Origin of the sequence: Gemmiger gallinarum (genome assembly GCF_014982805.1) — a bacterium.
Classification (GTDB): Bacteria; Bacillota; Clostridia; order Oscillospirales; family Ruminococcaceae; genus Gemmiger; species Gemmiger gallinarum.
Map to the genome: position 1 here is coordinate 491,148 of NZ_JADCKC010000002.1, position 18,396 is coordinate 509,543.

16 protein-coding genes and 1 pseudogene are annotated in these 18,396 nt (G+C 48.7%); 7 read left to right on the forward strand and 10 right to left on the reverse strand.

Annotated elements, in window-relative coordinates; genetic code table 11:
• Positions 1-370: 370 nt before the first annotated feature.
• Genes INF35_RS07895 through INF35_RS07925 form a run of 7 tightly spaced genes read left to right on the forward strand, consistent with a single transcriptional unit; the run spans position 371 to position 9,275 of the window.
• A complete protein-coding gene (locus INF35_RS07895) occupies positions 371-1,456 on the forward strand; it encodes a hypothetical protein (protein ID WP_193501265.1) in 1,086 nt (361 codons plus the stop codon).
• Positions 1,419-5,036 (forward strand): glycosyltransferase, encoded by a 3,618-nt coding sequence (locus INF35_RS07900; RefSeq protein WP_193501267.1) that lies wholly within the window; start codon positions 1,419-1,421, stop codon positions 5,034-5,036. The genes INF35_RS07895 and INF35_RS07900 overlap by 38 nt, the downstream gene beginning before the upstream one ends.
• A complete protein-coding gene (locus tag INF35_RS07905) occupies positions 5,033-6,169 on the forward strand; it encodes a glycosyltransferase (RefSeq protein ID WP_193501269.1) in 1,137 nt (378 codons plus the stop codon). The genes INF35_RS07900 and INF35_RS07905 overlap by 4 nt, the downstream gene beginning before the upstream one ends.
• Before the next feature lie 31 nt (positions 6,170-6,200).
• Positions 6,201-6,992: a HipA domain-containing protein gene (locus INF35_RS07910; RefSeq protein ID WP_193501271.1), complete on the forward strand. Its 792-nt coding sequence runs from the start codon at positions 6,201-6,203 to the stop codon at positions 6,990-6,992.
• The gene (locus INF35_RS07915; RefSeq protein ID WP_193501273.1) at positions 6,979-7,356 is read left to right on the forward strand and encodes a hypothetical protein; all 378 of its coding nucleotides are present in this window, start codon (positions 6,979-6,981) and stop codon (positions 7,354-7,356) included. Before INF35_RS07910 ends, INF35_RS07915 begins: the two co-directional genes overlap by 14 nt.
• 10 nt (positions 7,357-7,366) lie before the next feature.
• On the forward strand, positions 7,367-8,473 hold the full coding sequence (locus tag INF35_RS07920) for an ATP-binding protein (protein WP_193501275.1): 1,107 nt from the start codon (positions 7,367-7,369) through the stop codon (positions 8,471-8,473).
• Positions 8,457-9,275, forward strand: a complete 819-nt coding sequence (locus tag INF35_RS07925; protein WP_193501277.1) for a histidinol-phosphatase HisJ family protein — start codon at positions 8,457-8,459, stop codon at positions 9,273-9,275. Before INF35_RS07920 ends, INF35_RS07925 begins: the two co-directional genes overlap by 17 nt.
• Before the next feature lie 1,748 nt (positions 9,276-11,023).
• Here INF35_RS07925 and INF35_RS07930 read toward each other — a convergent pair.
• The 10 genes and pseudogenes from INF35_RS07930 to INF35_RS07970 all read right to left on the reverse strand — a co-directional run.
• Positions 11,024-11,206, reverse strand: a pseudogene (locus tag INF35_RS07930) (ABC transporter ATP-binding protein); the annotation flags it as partial.
• The gene (locus INF35_RS07935) at positions 11,179-11,967 is read right to left on the reverse strand and encodes an ABC transporter permease (RefSeq protein WP_193501279.1); all 789 of its coding nucleotides are present in this window, start codon (positions 11,965-11,967) and stop codon (positions 11,179-11,181) included. The pseudogene INF35_RS07930 and the gene INF35_RS07935, both read right to left, overlap by 28 nt.
• Positions 11,964-12,533, reverse strand: a complete 570-nt coding sequence (locus INF35_RS07940) for an ABC transporter permease (protein ID WP_407925637.1) — start codon at positions 12,531-12,533, stop codon at positions 11,964-11,966. Before INF35_RS07940 ends, INF35_RS07935 begins: the two co-directional genes overlap by 4 nt.
• Before the next feature lie 21 nt (positions 12,534-12,554).
• Entirely contained in the window at positions 12,555-12,752 is a 198-nt protein-coding gene (locus INF35_RS14115) for a hypothetical protein (protein WP_407925638.1), read from the reverse strand.
• Between the two features lie 71 nt (positions 12,753-12,823).
• Positions 12,824-13,021, reverse strand: coding sequence for a hypothetical protein (locus tag INF35_RS07945; RefSeq protein ID WP_193501281.1), 198 nt, complete (start codon positions 13,019-13,021; stop codon positions 12,824-12,826).
• A 36-nt stretch (positions 13,022-13,057) separates the two neighbouring features.
• A complete protein-coding gene (locus tag INF35_RS07950) occupies positions 13,058-13,942 on the reverse strand; it encodes an ABC transporter substrate-binding protein (RefSeq protein WP_193501283.1) in 885 nt (294 codons plus the stop codon).
• 244 nt (positions 13,943-14,186) lie between these two features.
• Positions 14,187-15,233: a LacI family DNA-binding transcriptional regulator gene (locus INF35_RS07955; protein ID WP_193501285.1), complete on the reverse strand. Its 1,047-nt coding sequence runs from the start codon at positions 15,231-15,233 to the stop codon at positions 14,187-14,189.
• Positions 15,234-15,501: 268 nt separating this feature from the next.
• A complete protein-coding gene (locus INF35_RS07960) occupies positions 15,502-15,894 on the reverse strand; it encodes a VOC family protein (protein WP_193501287.1) in 393 nt (130 codons plus the stop codon).
• Positions 15,895-15,897: 3 nt separating this feature from the next.
• Positions 15,898-16,947 (reverse strand): zinc-dependent alcohol dehydrogenase, encoded by a 1,050-nt coding sequence (locus tag INF35_RS07965; RefSeq protein WP_193501773.1) that lies wholly within the window; start codon positions 16,945-16,947, stop codon positions 15,898-15,900.
• A gap of 203 nt (positions 16,948-17,150) precedes the next feature.
• Entirely contained in the window at positions 17,151-18,278 is a 1,128-nt protein-coding gene (locus INF35_RS07970; protein WP_193501289.1) for an ROK family transcriptional regulator, read from the reverse strand.
• Positions 18,279-18,396: the final 118 nt, after the last annotated feature.

The window sequence follows — 18,396 nt, forward strand, 5'->3', positions numbered from 1 at the left end:
GCTCGTATCACGACCACAAACAGTCGGCATAACACTCGGGCACGGTAGTGATGTGCCGAAAAGCGCTGTTGCGAGTAATGTGTACACAACCATACTTTCAGATTCTATTTAAGATAGCTTTTTAGCGTGTGCATTTTATAGGGGAAATAGTTCCAGCCGTGATTGCTTTTTGATATAATTAGTTATATATAAAGTGCCTTTCGGATATACGTCTATCACTTGATTAAATACTTTTTAGAAAATTTTACTTCCAACCAGAACAAAAATTCTATTAAGGAAATACACGTCCTTATTTTGGGGATATTGCATCTACAATCCAGCGACAAATGAAAGATAGCTGTGTGCATTTCTTTGGAAAGATGTGGGCATCGTGAAAATATTACTTCTAAACAACAATTTCTATGGTTCATATGTTTCTAATCAATACTTCTACTCGGAACTTGTAGATGCCTGTCAGGAATTGGGCGTAGCTTGTATATTCGTTTCCCGCCTCGAAGACGCAATTGCAGCGATAGAACGTCAGGATATCAGTTTTTCTTTGTGTCTAGGGGTCTTCCCGTACAGATTAGAAGGGACGCCTCTTTATGATTTATACAATCTTCCGCACTATCAATGGCTTTCGGATAATCCGTTAAAATTTCATCTGGACCACCACAGTGTAAACATCACGTATATTTTTATAGATAAACAGTTTTCGGATATTGCAGGAACACTGCAACAGAATCCATTGATATTGCCGCTCGGGTATTCAAAAAAAAAGAAACAGCCTTTTTCCAGCAAAAAGGTGAATGCCATTTTATTTCCCGGCCAAATCAGAAATTTACAGTCGATTCGGCAACAGATCAAAAAATCTGTGTATCGTAAAGAAATATTGGATTTTATTGAGACATATAACTATGACACATCCTATATTCAAAAATTGCAAACCTTCACACAGGGATTTTCGGCAGATAAGAAAATCGAAATTTTTCGCCTGACAAACTCATACCTCAGAACCAATAAGCGGATTCAGGCAATCAATTCAATTCATACGCTGCCTGTATATATCGCAGGAGAAAACTATGAGAATCCGGAAATTCCTGAAAACAAAAACATAAGATTTATTGGCAAATATGATTATTTTGAAATTGAAAAACAAATGAATCGGTATCGTTATGTTCTCAATATAGATCCGAACTACCATGCTACAATCCATGAAAGGATTTCACGAGGAATCAACGCAGGCTCTATTTCTATATCTAATTGGAATGACGTAGTAAATCCTGATGGGGGATTTTCGATGGCCTTTCGCTTTGATGGTACGATTCCAATTGACGAACTGATAGAAAGGGCCACGTCAGATTTGTCTGAATTGCATAGGCAGCAAAGCGGTTTTATAAGGGAACTGTCCTGGAAAGATAGCCTGGAAAGGATTCTTTATGATTTTACGCAGAACAAACGCGGAAGACTTGACTAAAGTACAAAGCACAGAGTTTACAAACGATATTGCAATCGACTTTTTTTGTAAGTATCCGTATCGATATTTGTATGTAATGGATGGCGATACTGTCATTTCTGTTTTAAGAAAAAATGATATTCCAGTGAATGAAAAATTGCCTTCTGTAAACCAATATTATGTCTGCCAAAAAACGGACCGGCTTTTTACACAAGAGGAAATTGAAGATGTCTTTCAAAAAGAGCCTGGGCTGAGTAGGCTGGCGGTCCTTTTACAGGATGGGGAACTGCTGGCTGAATTTGATGACCAATCCCAGCCAGAAGAAGCTAGAAATATCGAAAAAAATAAAATGGCCATGCGGTATGCCACCTTGTTTTCACGGCCACTAGAAAATTATTTTTCCTCATCAGGATGGAAACAGATTCTTTTTATCGGAGATAAGACAACGTACGTCGAATTTTCTGCTCTTTTCCCTTGGAGGAAGATTGATTATAAGGATCCGTGCGAAGCATCTGATTACTCCGACTATGATGTCGTTTTTAATTTTAAGTATCCAATCCGTTATAAAAGATTGTGCTGCAGTTGTGTATTAGGAAAGGTAAAGGAGTTCTATAAAATCGTAGAAAAGGTAGCATTTTCTGAAATGGTATCTTACTGCCGAAATCGGGATATCCATTTTTACCTCCTGCGCAATCCGGTTTACGATAGACTGACCTGCCTGTCTGCAAGGGAAGAACAAAGCCGCTTGCATAGAAAAAGTATTCGGGAGCTATTTTCAGACGCCGAATATATGCGCTGTTTTGCAGGGGATGATACCGCAGAGATTGCCTATCTTAAAACCGGCAATTACCGGAAATCTTTTTTATCTGACAATGGTTTTATCTATCAGCAAAGTGATGTGGAAACTCCTTTGCTGACGGTGAAAAACGGACGCCGCCGTACAACCGGACAGATAGCAAATCCGGTCAATACGATCTATTTGTTTGGAACGTGCATAACATTTGGTTTGTATACAAAAGACCAGCAAACGATCGCGTCTTTTCTGCAGGAATCCGCGTATTGCCAAACAAACAGGTTACAGGTACAAAATCGTGGTGCGTTGCTTGGACGCAATTTGCTGAATATTTGCATGGATGTAATGAATACCCCTCTTGCAGATGGGGACACAGTCATAATTATGGATATCTTTGAGGATATTCCAGATGACTCCAGCTATGGCATCCTTGATATGAACAAATGGTTCAACCTATACAAACCGCACAGTGAAACATGGTTTTTGGATTTCCCACTGCATTGCAATGCCAAGGCCAATCAGCTCATGGCCCGTCAGATGGAAGAACTTTTGAAACAGCAGACGCAGATTGGCAAGGATGCTTTGGACAAGTGGAATTATTACACAGGGAAACGTGAAGACGATGTGATTTTACTTGTCCTTCATAAAAGCATCGATTCTTCCAGCCTTGCCGCGATTTTACATACTCTTACAAAAGACCGGCATATACGTGTACAAGTTGTGCGGGACTCAGAGGGACGCATAACCCGCGAAACGGAATTGAGCCTGCCGGTATCATGTGGGCACAGTGTGGTTGTTTTACACTATGGGCTTGGATATGATTACCACAATTTTCCTCCGTTTGATTTTTTTGCGGAAATGCCAGAGGATGTTACAGAGGATCTGCTGCAACGCATACAGGCATTTATCCAAATCCGAAAGAAGAAGATCCTGTTATATCTTGGAAAATTCCCGGCAGATTCGTCTGATATTGATGGGGGAAGCCAACTTGCCAATCAGTTGATTGACAGTTTGAAGACGCATTGCTGCCTGGATATTACGTTCATACGAAAAGAACATGAGACTTTTGCTGATCCGATGGTACATGCCATACGTTACGAAGAGTATATTCACCCGAAAGACAATAAATTTTCCCGGCGGTTTGACAATATCGGAACGAACCGGACTGCAGTGCTGAACGGAATAGAATATGACCTGATTCTGGCGGGACATTGCAGTAAATTGTTCGGCTTGGAAAACGATAAGGCAATCATGCAAAAAAGCATCATATTCCCGATGATGTTAACGTCCGGGTACCAGCGGGCCAATGAAACGGTTCCTTCGTTATATACCATGATGGAAGAGGGCGTATTGAGGAACGTAAGCGGAATCATTACCCCTAGTACAGAAGAATACCACGATATCCTAACAGATTATTCGGAAATTGCACCTGAAAAAATCCGCATTATTCCGCGGGGGATTTCGCCTGTTATCCAGGGTAAGGTAAGAACGCACGCGCAAAAAAGATTGCAGATAATCGCGATTGGCTCCTTCAAAAAGCAGAAAAACCACATTGCAGTACTGCGTGTTGTCGAAATTCTGAAACAGATGGGAATTGCCGAGGTGTGTTTGACGCTGGTTGGGGCTGTCCATGATCATGCCTGTTATCAGGAGATTCTTTCCTATACGAGGGAACACGGCTTGTCTGACAATGTGAAAATTTATAGCGGGATTTCACAGAAACAGCTCAATGAGATTCTCAAGGAAATGGATATAAGCATTTCATGCAGCCGGTGGGAAACTTTCGGGCGCGGGATTTTTGAAGGATTCGTGGCTGGGCTTCCTTCGGTTCTGTCTGACTCTCTTCGTGTTGTGAAGAAATATGCGCAAGGGAATGCGGGCGTTTTCTTTTTGTCATCTGAGCAAGAAATGGCGGAGTGCATTTATAAACTCTATACAACGCCGGATATGTTCCATAAAGCTTCGCAGGAAGTTTTAAAAATAGGAACCAGAGTTTCTTACTATGTGGAACGGGAACGCCTGTTAATGGAGTTACTCTATCGGAGATTTAACCTGGAAACACCGTATGATGACTGGGATTTGAAATTCTGCAAACAACTTTATGCCGGGCGCTATTCTATTTGTTATCAAAATGGGAAAAATGTTCGCAAATACTTCCGCTATGATAACCACGCAAAGGTCCGGGCAGAGTTCCTTGCGCAAAAAGCGGCTTGGGAACAGGGTGTGCCTACGCCAAAGCCTTCTTTTCTTTCTTATGATTATGAAAACTCGATGTGGTATATCCAGAGCGAGTATAATCCGGTATATCCAGTTTTGAAAAAGCGATTGGACGGGACGTTTTTGGCCGACATTACGATGCTGCTTGATTTTCTGCAGCGGGTAGATTGTGAGTCGCTGCGCTCCTTTCGGGAGTTTTTGCCGGAGTTCTTTTCGGCGCTTGACCGATATGCAGATGCCTATGATACAGATGTGCAAAAAGACAAGAAAGTCCTGAGGGATCAACATCCAGAAACCTTTACACACGGAGATTTTTTACTGAAAAATTTGGGACTGACAGAACGCGCTGGGCTGAGGGTATTTGATTTCCAGAACTGCTGTCGTGGTCCGCGTCGATGGGATTTATGCTATTTATTATCGGAATTTTCACCTGAAAATGTAGATAGCTGTATGGTTCAGTCTTTGACACGGGCGGATTTGGAATTGCTGTGCATTGTTTTGAAAATTCGGATTGGAAGGGCCATTCGGAAGGGGTCCGACCGTAAAGAAATGCAAGAACGGCTAGCCTCGTGGGAAAGAAGGAAAACATGAACAGAATCATTTTGTTTTCTGACAACATCAGTTCGCGTTTCGGCGGGATGGAAGCACATCAGGAGGCATTTATAGGATATTACCAGAAGGAATGTTTCTGTCTGGTTGTAAAGCACGGTGCTTTTGACGTGATGACAGGGCAAAAATGTGTTGCCTCCTATATTACGTTAACCGAAGTCTGTGCATTCTTGGAGTCTGTAACAACACCGGAAACGATCTTTTTCTTTAATAATCTGAGCTGGGTGAGGGAAATCCCGGTGCTAAGGATGCGATTTCCATATGTCCCCATTGTGATCCGAAGCGGCGGAAATGATGTCTTTAAGGCATTGGCAAAGGAACCGGACATGACACTTTCTCAAAAGGTGACGTGTGTCGTGCAGATTGTAAACCAATGCGTGGATGTTCTCATTGCAAACAGTGACTATTCACTCAAACGCAACAGAGCAATCGGAATACATGAAGAAAAGATGGTGAAAGTGCGAGGGGGCGTGGACACGCTCCAGACAGAAAGAAATATTCTGAATCGGGAGAAAAATCGCGCTGAATTTGATCAAAAATACCACACAAACGGCAAGTTCCTTCTTGTCATAGCCAGCCGCTTTGCGCCGTTTAAGGGGATTGTAGAATATCTGCATGAACTTCGCAAAGCTCCTTTCCTGGATCTGTGCCATTTACTTTTACTCGGTGATGGTAAAGAGAAGCAAAGAATCCTGTCCGCCCTGGAACAAGACTTTCCTTTAGACTTCTGGACTTACCTTGGGGCAGTATCTCATTCGGACGCGGTGCGCAGTATTTCCATCGGGGATGTTTTTGTTAATTCCAGTCTGGAATGGGAAGAGAACATCGACGGCGGTACATTTATTCATACAGAAACAATGGGCCGCAGTATGATGGAAGCGATTACACAGGGGATTCCCCTGATTGCGCACAACGCCGGCGGGACAAGAGAGCTATTCTGTGAAAATGATCATATTGGATACTGTTTGGACTCCCCCGATATGGCAAACGAATGTCTGTATAAAATTTTAAGTCAGGGCTATCAAGTAAAGGCCCGCTCAGATTATTCCTGGGAAAAAGTCTTTTCTTACTATAACCGCCTTTTTGAACTTCTGCTTGCAGAAAAGCACGGTTGACAGAGACCGCACGAGATAAGGAACAAATACAATGAATTTGAATGGGAAGTTTTACTCTGGGAAAGATGAAAAATACGGTGTCACATGGCATGGAAAAGACTATATTTTGAAACCTGCACGCAATGAGCAGAAAGAAATTAAGATATATGCGGAGTATGTAGCCTCCATCGTATACCGGCAACTCGGGTGGCCTGTGCAAAATGTTGTCATTACGAGATGGCAAGGAATCCCGTCCATTTTAGTGGAAGATTTTTTGGAGAAAAGTGACTATTTTCTGCCTTTCGGCAGCATGATCGAGGAGAACTACGATGCCGATCATGCGGATGTGTCCTATTCCTATGAAAACATTGTCAAAATCCTTTTTGCGTATCCAGGAATTGCGCAACCATGCGAAGCGCTGAAATGGTTCTGGAAACTCTACCTCGTCGATTATCTCATAAGCGCGGGTGGACGAAACGCATCCAACTGGGGGTTTATCGGGCACCGGGGACAGCTTTTCCCGGCACCGGCATTTGACAATTCCTCGAGCTTTTATTACAAATTGTATTCCGGAATGCCGTTTACTGGCGTTGGTGATCCACCTGTCCCGCGAATGTCGTTCCGTGGCGAGAAAAAGCCGCGGATTGCCATTATTTCGTCGTGCCAGTTTCCCCTGTGCAATCTGGCCACCCAATATGTAATAGACCAGTTCTCTTTGCAGCAGATAGCAGAAGAATTACGTTCTTCTGCAGTCCCCAAACAAATAGCGGAAAACTGGTTCTTGAAAATTTTATGTGACAATTTCACGCAGCTAAAGCAGAGGTGGCACAGTGAGAACAGATAAGACTATAGCACATATCTATTTTCCATACGGGTGCCAGGCTCCGGCTAAGATATGCCGTATAGAGTATTATGAGGATAGTTCGCAAAATTTTTTCTATGTTTTCACCCCTGACTATGACGTGATCGACCGGTTGCCGCCAGGCGTTTTTCATGGAATCCAAGGGCTCAATTTGCGTCTGCGGAAAAGGAAATACATCCGCAAAAATGTTTTGCCGACTTTTATTACAGAGCGCGCTCCCATCCATACAAGAGAAAATTTGCAATGTCTGATGGCCGGAATGAATATGGAAAAGTATATTCCGTTACAATGGCTGAAGCAGACAACTTCTCAATATTTTGGAGATGAAATGTTTGTTGCGGAGTGAGGTGAATCCTGTGGAAATTTTTGACAGAGTAAGGAACCAGGAAGTGTTGTTACAGCTTTCGGGCGGCAAGGACAGTATAGCGGCATTGCTGATGCTTATTGAGCATGAAGTGCCTTGTCGGGCAATTCATTTTACCCATAGATGGAGTTATGGTATTCCGACACAGGAGGCCATCGCCAAGTGCAGTCAATTCGGGGTGCAACTTACCGTTGTTGATATTACGCGGGAACTTTCGGACCTGTTATTGAATAACTTTTCCGGAAGACCATGCCGCTTCTGCAAGGGAATCATGGATCAAAAGACCGTCGAATACGCAGTGGAAAAGGGAATTACCTATATTTGCACGGGAGATTCCAAAGAGGACAAAATGCTATTCAATCGTTTGGAAAGGAACGGAAAAGGCGGCACACCATATTTCAATAGATATTTCAATCAGGCGGTGGAACTGCCCGCGCACTTTCAGATTTTCCGTCCGCTTGCAAAGATGAACAATGATGAAATTCAACAATACCTTGCGGGCAAAGGCATATCAGTACGCCGGGTCGGCGATACCGGAGACAAATATTTTGAATATTCCAGAGAAGGCTGCCCCTTGCAGTTCAAGGATTATGGAGCTGAATATACGATCCCGTTGATGGACCAATTAAAGGATCTGAATGAAAAAGCCTCCCAATTTGCCGTGTCGCATAAAATCCGCGCCTCAGTGCACCTGCCAAGCGGTTTTGTACTGACCATCCCCCGCGGATATGAGAAAAAGTGCCGTGAATATATACAGCTGAACGTTCCTCCAGAGAAGCCATTATACCGCTGCTATACATATATTATTGATGTTGTGGTTTCCCAACTCTTACTGGAGAAAACGACCATCATACAAACGATATTGGCACGAATCCTGGAACGGCTGGAATGCAGCTATACGGAGGTCGCCCCACTGCACTTGTCTTTTGAGGGCGGTGCAATAGATGCTGAAATATGGGAAAAAGAGCGCCAGCTGCATATTCATTTGTTTTCCCAAAAACGATTCTCCACCGGAAAATTGCATGAACTTATCATTGAATTGTTCCATACGGATCATTTTGATTTGCAGGAGATATGTTCCAATGAGCATGGAAACTGAGGCAGGAGTTTTCTGCCGGAATTATCACACACATACACAGTGGTGCAATCATGGAACAATTGATGCGGAGGAAACCATCTGCGAGGCAATTTCGCTTGGCATGCAGGAGCTCGGCTTCTCAGAGCATGCTCCGTTTCCCGATAATCGGTTCGGACGGATGGCATTCTCTGAATTAATAAACTATATCGGCCAAGTACGGCTTTTGCAGAAGAAATACGCTCCTTATATCAAAATTTTTGCCGGATTGGAAATAGAGTATTTTGAAGATGACCTGCCGTATTATCATCAACTATACCGCGATTATGGCGTAGACTACCTTATACTGGGACAACACTATTTCAAAGATCAGAATAGTGGATGCTATGTAAAAACAAAGCGTATTGAAGATGAAAAAACAATTGCAAAATACTTTGATTCGTTGATTTATGCGGCCCAAAGCGGCCTGTTTCCCATGATCGCACATCCTGACTACTGCTTCGGATGTGATTTGGTTTATACCCATATAACCGAACAGGCAATCTGTAAGTTTCTGAGTTCCATATCCTCTGTAAATACAGTCTTGGAGATAAACGCAAACGGGTTCAGAAAACCGACCTTCCTAAGCAAGATTGGAGAACGTCGTAAATATCCTGCCGATTTGTTTTGGAAATATGTAAAGGAGTATGGCCTATGGGGGATGATTGGAAGCGACTGCCACCATCGTGGGCAACTGTATGATTTGGCTGTGCGGCAAGCGTTCTACTTTGCGGTGGAAAAAGGAATTATGCTCAAAGATAGTATCCATATAGGAGCAAGGCACTGATTATCCGGTCCCCGCCCTCGTAACCGCACATCGAAGGCGAGCAGAAACAAAAGACCTTTTATTGCCCTGTGCGGTGGCATTCTACTCTCCCCTTTCGCTCTATTTGCCGAGAATGGAACCGCTGTGTCAGCGCTGAGTGTGAAAAGGCATTGCGGTGGCTAATCTAGGGAGAAAAGCTCCGAAAGCCGGAGATCCACAAGTTTTTGCATAACTACTTCCGGGATAGCGAGATCAAAATCAACGTCACCAACATCGACAAACTTATGACGCCGGTCTTCCGTTTTGGTAGCGTAGCCCGTAATAAAAAGGATTTTTCTGGCAGTTCTTCGGCATTGGCGTGAATACCATGGGCACGGAACAAACCGATGCTTAAGGCTTGGCATCTAAGCATTCATAAAAATTCACATCTTCTCCTACTTGGAGGATAGCATGTTTTTGGTGATGGAATTATTGGTCTGTAGTTGGAGCGGGAAATGTTTCGAAATTCAACCGATAGAATTTGGTATGGCTGTGTTTTTCAGCAAGAGCATGGTGGCACCCATCAGAACAGTGAGTCGTTTTCTCAAAGTCATAGGACTGCAGTGTGCATATTGAAAAAGATCCAGTGTAGAGATCCCATCTTTAGGAAACAAGTCTGCCTGTAAAGGCAGGTAAGTCGCTTCTTAATTATTGGCGGAGAGATAAGGAAACAAGAACACATGCTGTCAATTTTTTTGGCGGTAAGCAGCAAGTATATACAAACGACCAGGTAAATGTGTACACGCTCAATTTCGGAGGTGAAACTTTACGGTGGTCATTGAGAGGCATCAATCAAGATCTTTATAGACAAGAACCGTATAAGCGTTTCTGCATTTTCTAAAATTGTGAAATATCATAAGTTCTTTCGGGAAAAGGGGCTGTAGTATTGATTTTACAGAGAAAACGAAAGGACCAGTTCCGCCAGAAGACATCATGAGCATCGAAAAAATCGAAAATTTTATTTAGATGCAAGAAAGGTATCCGGAGTATCAAGAGTTTTATGACGAATTGAAGTAAACGGTCCCCTTTTCTGACCACCATCTGACCACTCCTTCCTCCCAGCCGGTTCCGTATATCATTTTTACGTCCCAACATTCTTTTATAACCACCACAACCAGCGCCGGAAGTTGTGCATACCACACAATTTCCGGCGCTGGTTCATGCTATTTGCCTGTCCGTCACAGTTCTCCGACTCCAAAGGCCAAAGGTCCGAATCCCCCCGGCCGCACCAAGAGCGCGTTACAGTACACATATTGTAACGTGCTCTTTTTTTGCTGTATAAATCTTTAATATGCTAAAAGTAAATATATGGATACTGTAATCAGTAAAGGCTGAGATCAACTGATAAAGTTTATAGTGGCAATAAGGTCTGTGCCGACAAATGAGGCGATATAAAATTAGGAAAAGAATTTTTGCGTCAATAGTTATATCGACGGTTGCTCTTTTGGCTTTCTCCGCTTGTGCCAATAAAGTAGATACCCCAAACAGTGAAAGCGTATCTTCTTCAAGTGAATCTGACTTAAAAAGCCAAAATGGAGATAGCCAAGATGTTCCAGAAAGTGAAACCGCGCCATTGGAAACTATTGGCAACTATGATATGTTGCAAACGGTATATTGCATGATTAACAAGGATATGTCACATACGGATGTTATCGACCTGCTTGATAAAACGGGATGGTCTTGCCATCCGCCTTAATCTGGCCGGAGGAGGCTTTCTCAAATCCGGCGATCAGGTTGATGATGGTGGTCTTGCCGCACTGGCCGGGGCCGAACAGGACCAGAAACTCATTTTCCTTTGCCTGCATGGAGAAGTGATCCACCACCTGGTGTTCCCCTTCCGGGGTGACAAAGGATTTGCAAACATCCGTGCACTCGATGACGGGGCTCACCGTCCGCTTTTGTTCCATCGGCATAACACACTCTCCGCCTTTCTCATTATGATCGACAGGATAAAGCCCACCACACCGATCATCAGGATGCCGGACAAAATCTGGATCATGTCGTTGTTGTTCATACCAGCCACGATCATCCATCCCAGGCCCTCGGAAGAGCGCACCATCTCGGCGGCCAGAACCGTAGCCCAGCTGCTGGACAGCGCCACCTGCAGACCGGCGAAAATGGCCGGTACTGAGGCAGGCAGGACGATGGTGGTGAAGATCTGCCGTTCATTTGCACCCAGCATCCGGGCCGCGTTGACCACCTCCGGGTCCACCGACTTGGCGCCGGCCATGGAGTTGAGAGTGGTGTTGGAGAAGGAGGCCAGGAAGATCAGAAAAATCTTGGCATCCTCACCCAGACCGAACCAGATGATGGAGATGGGAATCCACGCGATGGGCGGGATGGGACGGATGATGCGGAACAAGGGATTAAAAATAGCTTCCGCGATCCGGTACCAGCCCATGAGCAGGCCCAGAATCACGCCCACAACGGAGCCGATCACAAAGCCGATCATGACGCGCATCAGGCTGTAGCCTGCGTGGACCAGAATGCTGTGCCGGCCCACCTTGCCCACAATTCCTTCAAAAACAGCCTGGATTACCTCGATGGGTCCGGGGATCAGCAGGCCCAGAGAAGTGGCGGCCGTACCCCAGCCCCACAAGATGAGAAAAAGGCCGATGGAAATGCAGGCAGCGATCGCGCCCAACGCCTTTTCCGAAACGTTTTTTGCCTTCATTCCGCATTCATTCCTTTCGCCACTTTGATTTCGACCAGATGCAGCAGGGCGTCAAACACCGCGCCCACTGCGCCGATGGCCAGCATACCCACGATGATGATGTCCGACCGGGAGATAGCCCGGGCCTGCTGGATCATGTAGCCCAGGCCCTGGGTGGAGGCCAGCAGCTCTGCCGCCACCAGTGCCGTCCAGGAAGTGCCCAGCGCCACCCGCAGGCCGGTAAAGATCATGGGCAGTGCGGTGGGAATGGCGATTTTGAACAGCTTCTGGGCATTGCTTGCACCGAAGACATCCCCCACCCACAGATGCAGCTCCTGGGTCTGCTGGATTCCGGTATAGCTGTTGACCACGCAGGCGATCAGCGCGCCCAGGAAGATGACCAGGGCCTTGGAGGTGATGCCGATGCCGAACAGCAGAATGAACATGGGGATCCAGGCCAGACCGGGGATGGGGCGGATCAGGTCAAACAGGGGGCGGACAAAGCGGTCCACCCACTTGTTCCACGCCATGGCGATTCCCAGAGGAACTCCCACCACAGCGCCCAGCGCATAACCGAACAGCGCCACCCGGATACTGGACCACAGATGCTAGAGCAGCGTGGCGCCGTCCGGCGCCTTGGTGTACAGCTTTTCCACAAAGGTCTCAAACACCTTGACCGGCCCCGGGAAAACCGTTTCCGACTTGAGGTGCAGCACGTTGATGCACACAAACCATACCAGGAGCACCAGGCATACCGACGCGCAGGAAATCAGAATATATTTACCGTTACCTTTTCGCTCTTTCATCGTTAACCTCTACTTTTCACTCTTGATATAACAGGGATTTGGTATTTCGCCAAATCCCTGTCATATTCCTGTTATTTGCCGCTCCAGGTCTTCACGTTATCCAGGAAGCTGTGGTCGACGCTGGCTTCCACATTGGGCAGGTCGTTGGGATCGATCATCTCCTGATCCACAAAGAACTGAGCAATATCATTCATGAAAGAGCCGATGGCGCTGTCGGTGTCCACCTCGTCCAGCGTATAGTAATCTTTGACCTCGATCTCCGCGTCCATATCCGACTCGCTGTAGTTGATGCCTTCCTCCGCGTACTAGGTCATGGCCACGTCGCGGCGGTTGGCCTCATCGCTCATCAGATCGGCGCAGGCACGGTAGTAGCAGTCCAGGAAGAGCTCCGGGTCGCCGGCCCGCTCCTCTGCCACCGAGTTCTGCACAAAGATGGTGTCCACAATGGGGTCGTCCAGGACCTGATTCATGTCACAGACCCGCACATAACCGGCTTCTTCCAGCTGGTTGGTGTAGGGCATCTTCATGACCACCAGGTCGCCCTCGCCGGTGATGAATGCCTGATAGGCCTGAGGATAATCCATGGAAACCATGCTGAAATCGTCAGCAGTCAGGCCGAAGTGCTCGATGTAGCTGATGGCCTGATAGTGGGCGGTGGTTGCCAGAGGGCCCAGGATAGAGACGCCTTTCAGGGTATCGGCACTGCCGATGATGCCCCGGTCATCCGCTGCCTGCTGGGCAATGGCACTGTCCGGCCGGGCGTAGATGGCCTCGCCACCGGAGGTGATGACGCCGTCGCCGATGTAGGTATACATGCCGGTGGCCAGTGCGTACACCGACGCCATGCCGCTGACCGCCACGTCCAGGTTGCCTGCGGCCATGGCCTCGTTGATGGGAGCGCCGGTGGCGAAGATCTCGATCTGGACATCCAGGCCCGCCTCTTCAAAGTACCCGGCGATCTCCGCCTGGTGTACCGGCAGTCCCAGAGAGTTGGCCATTGTGCCGACAATCAGCGTTTTGCCGGAAGCGGTGGGCTTTCCGGATGTTTCCGCGGAAGACTGGGTCTCCGCAGTGGCGGTCGAAGTCGAAGTGGACTCAGAAGTCCCTGCGGAGGAAGTGTCTCCTCCGCAGCCGACCAGGGAAAGCGCCATGGCAGCCACCATAGAAAGTGCGATCCAACGTGTTTTCACAGTTCCTCCTTTGTGAACGGGTTTGCAGCGGACAGACGATTTCTTTCATTTTTGAATACGTATGCAATCTTGGGTCCAATAGCTTTGCATACGTATTCATTTGTTGATCCTGTTATATCATTATTCCCCTATGTTGTCAACGTGCAAAGGCCTTTTTCTCTATTTATTTCAAACTTTTCCTATGCCTTTTGTGCTTTTTGACAACAAAACACCGCACGGACAAGTTTTCCGTGCGGTGTTTCGTTTATGCCAACTCTTTCAAAAGAAAGTGGTCTTCCCGGTTGACGGTGGTATCCCGCAATATCAGCCGGGGACGAATCCATTCCTGAACCAGGCCCTCCTTGCGGTCGATACCTTCCATCAGCAAGCGGCAGCTGCGGGGCACCATCTCCTCCACATTGATGTGCAGGGTGCTCAGCCGGGGATGCAGCTGCTGGGCCAGGGGGATATCATCCATGCTGATGATTTGCACCTGTTCCGGAATACACAGCCCCAGTTCCCGGCACGCATTGATGATACCGACGCCCAGGGTATCGCTGTAGGCAAAAATGGCGGTTTTCTGGCGGGACAAGCGATCCCTGTTTTGCAGAATACAGTTGTAGGCATCCTCAATGCTCAGGCGGCAGAACAGGATGTCGCTTTCCTCCAGCGGGCAGCCGCAGCTTTCCAGACCGCGGCGGTAACCTTCCAGACGGCGCTCTGCGTCCTCCAGTTCCTCATGTACCGTAATGAACAGTTTGTGGTAATCCGGAAAGCCCCCAAAATACCGGCCGGCAATATACCCGCCATATTCGCTATCCGAAAACAGATAGTTAAGCTGAGGTCGGATCTTGCTGCCGGCGTTCATCAGAAAGACACAGGGGACCTGATACTCCTCAATCAGACACATTTCCGCGTGGGACAATTCCATGCGCAATACCAGAAAGCCGTCCACCTTGCGCGTGCGGATAATCCGCTCAAAACTGGAAAAATCCTCGGACGTGGATTCATAATACACGACCATGATATCGTAGTTGTAGTGGTGCATCTCATTCTGGATGCAGTCATACAGATGCGCCAGCATCATATTGGCGCTCATGCTGACGAAGTGTTTGGGGAACAGAATTCCGATGGTGCCGGTGCGTTGGGTGCGCAGACTTTTGGCATGGCTATTGAGTTCGAACCCCACTTCACGGGCTTTGGCCAGGATCAATTTGCGCTTTTCCTCCGGCACCAGCGGACTGTTGTTCAGCGCCCGGGAAACGGTGGACTGGGAAACCCCAATCAGTTTGGCAAATTCTCTTGACGTCATGCAATCTCCCTACTTTTCAACACTAAGTAAACCGGCACACTTCAGGCGCATGCCGGTAATCGTGTACAGGTGGGCGGCAAGTTTCGGTATGTGGGCAGAGATGCGAACCTATCCTATCTTTTCTTACCATTATTATACTGCCAATATCTTCCACAATCAAGCCTGCCGGCGCCGTTCTCCCACGGGATACCGCCGAAAAAACGAGAAAAACCCCGCACCGGCTGTTTCAGCCGGGTGCGGGGCTTTACTCCGTACAGACCCAACAGGATTACAGTTTCTGGCAGAATTCCACCTTTTCCCCGTTGGGGCCCAGAATGGTAAAAAATCGGACGCCCTTCTCCCAGAAGGGCAGGAACTGCACCTCCTGGTCCAGCAGGGTCCGCCCCGCGCGCTTTGCCTCCCGGAACGCCCCCTCGATGTCCGTCACGTTCAGGGCGATGTGATCCACCGCTCCGGGCTTTCCCACCGCGCAGCCGTTCTCATAGGTCTCTATGCACAGGTTTCCCAGGGTCAGAAAGCAGACCTGCTCGTCGGCTTTCGGGTTCCCTGTACGCAGGGCCACTTCAAACCCCAATGAGGTGTAAAACGCGATGGTCGCCTCCAGATCATTGGTGGGGATGCCCACATGCTGCAGGCCTGTGATATATGCCGCTTCGCCCATAGCTCACCCCTCCGGGTCCACATCGATCAGAACCTTCATGGTAGTCTCCCGATTGGCCTCGATATACTGATAGGCTTTCACATAATCGGTAAAGGCAAAATGCCGGCTCTGCAGGGGCTTGAGCTGAATCTTGCCCTCGCCCACCAGACGGATAGCCTCCACATAGTCCTCATGGCGGTACATCATGGTGGTATCCAGGTCCAGTTCATGGTCGTTGAGGGTGAACAGATCCACGGAAGCCATACCGGCAAATACTGCCACCAGGATGATCTTGCTGCCCTTGCGCGCATAACGGATGGCCTGCCCGATGGTCACATTGTTTCCGGCGCAGTCATAAATCACATCTGCCTTGTCGGGGCCGAATTCTTCCACCATGGCCTCGCCAAAATCCCTGTTTTTTGTATTGACAGCCGCATCCACACCGCAGCGGGACGCCAATTCCAGCCGATAATCCGACACATCGGTAATCATCACCTTGGCCGCACCCATGGCTTTGCAGGTCTGGGCCAGCAGGATGCCGATGGGACCACAGCCCAGCACTGCCACCTTGGCGCCCTCCATCTTTTCAAACCGTCGGGCCGCATGGACCGTGACTGCCAAAGGCTCGATCATGGCGCCGTCGCTGTAGTCCATGTCATCCGGCAGCGGGGTGACCTTGCTCCGGTCCACGCAGAAATACTCGCTGGCCATGCCGGTGGTCTGGAACCCCATGACCTTGAGTTCCTCACACAGATTGTACTTGCCGTGGCGGCAGGGATAGCACTTGCCGCAGACCACCTGGGGCTCAATGGTCACCTTCTGGCCGGGATGAAGGCCCTCCACACCGGGGCCCAGCTTTTCCACGCAGCCCGATACCTCATGGCCCTGGGTCACCGGATAGCCGGTGCCGGAATGCTCGCCGTAATAAACATGGATGTCACTGCCGCACACACCGATTTCTTTGATCTTAATAAGCACCTGCCCGGGTCCCGGCTCCGGGATCTCCACATCACGGAACACGATCTCGGCGGGCTTTTCTTTTGTAGCGGGAGCCAGCATCACCTGCTGCTTCATGGTTTTTCCCATTCTGGTTTCCTCCTTTGAACGGGTCATCGAGGGGTCGGGCGCGCACCGGCCCATCTTCATGTTTACACTTTATAAAGTGTATTTATTAACTTGCCCCAAGAATAGCATGGTTTCACCGTACTGTCAATCCGCAAAAAAAAACCGTTACATTGCCCACCACAGCCCGGCGGTTCTTGTGCAAACCGCCGGGATCACACTGTCTGAATAAACTGCCGGATCAACGGCAGCGCACTGCCTGCCGCCGCGGCGTCCACGCCGTGCCGGCACAGCCGGATGTGACGGGCGCTGGCAAACTGTCGGCTGTCCATCCCATCGACCTTTTCCCGGAGGCGGTCCAGATAGGGCCCCAGATAGTGACCCACATATCCCCCGATCACCACATCCATGTCCGTAAAGACGGCCAGGTTTTGTACCACTGCCGCCAGCCGGTCCAAATACTCCTCAAACACCTGCCGCGCCGGAAGGTCTCCCTGTTCCAGCCGCTGAAAAAAAAGTTCCAGGCTTCCGTCCGCCTGTTCCGCCAGGCGTTCCGCCGATCCGTAGGGATCGTAATGTCCGCGCCGTCCGCAGTAACACATCCGTGCCCCGGGGCCGGCTTCCACACGCATATGCCCGATTTCACCGCATCGGCCGTTCAGCCCTCGCTGAATTTCTCCGTTCAGCACCAGCGCCCCGCCCACCGTATCGCTGAGAGACAAAAAGGCAAAATCGGTCATATCTTCCCGGTCATAGCACTCCCGAATACAGGCGGCATCGGCGTCGTTGAAGCACTGATAGGGACAGTCCGCCCAGTGTGCGGGAGCAAAGGTCTCCGGCTCCATGATGCCCAAAATGTGGGAAAGTGTCAGCCGCTGCCGGTCGGCGCTTACAATTCCCGGCAGAGAGTACCCCACCCCTACCAGAGCCGTCTTCATCACCTGATTTTTGTTCAGGAATGCTTCCAGCTCCTGCCGGAGCCGCTGCCGGTAGGCCTCGTCATTGGCAAAGGCAAGGCGGATGCGCCGGGTATCCTGTACCTCTCCGGCCAGATTCAGCAGTGCCAGCCGCAGATGGTTGCGGGTAATATCCGCCCCTATGGCCAGCCGGCTGTTTTTCTGCGCCTCGTAGTACATTGCCCGCCGTCCGCCGGCCGACTCAGCCAGTCCGCTCTCCCGCACAAGTCCCTGGGTCTCCAGTTCTTCCATCAGCTGTCCCGCAGTGGGAAGGCTCAGCTTCAGCCGCACTGCCAGTTCCGGCTTGGTAAGTTTTTCGCAGTGAAGCAGCTCCCGCAAAGCGGAGGTCCGGTTACGCCGGCGGATCTCTGAACTGCTGTTTTTCATGTACCTTCTCCCTTTCGCGCTTTCCTCATCTGCCCGGGCATCTGTCCGGGAACTGTTTGCTGCGGTGCAGCAGCTGCACCGCCCATTCACGGCTCGGCATGGGCGGGACCATGCCGAA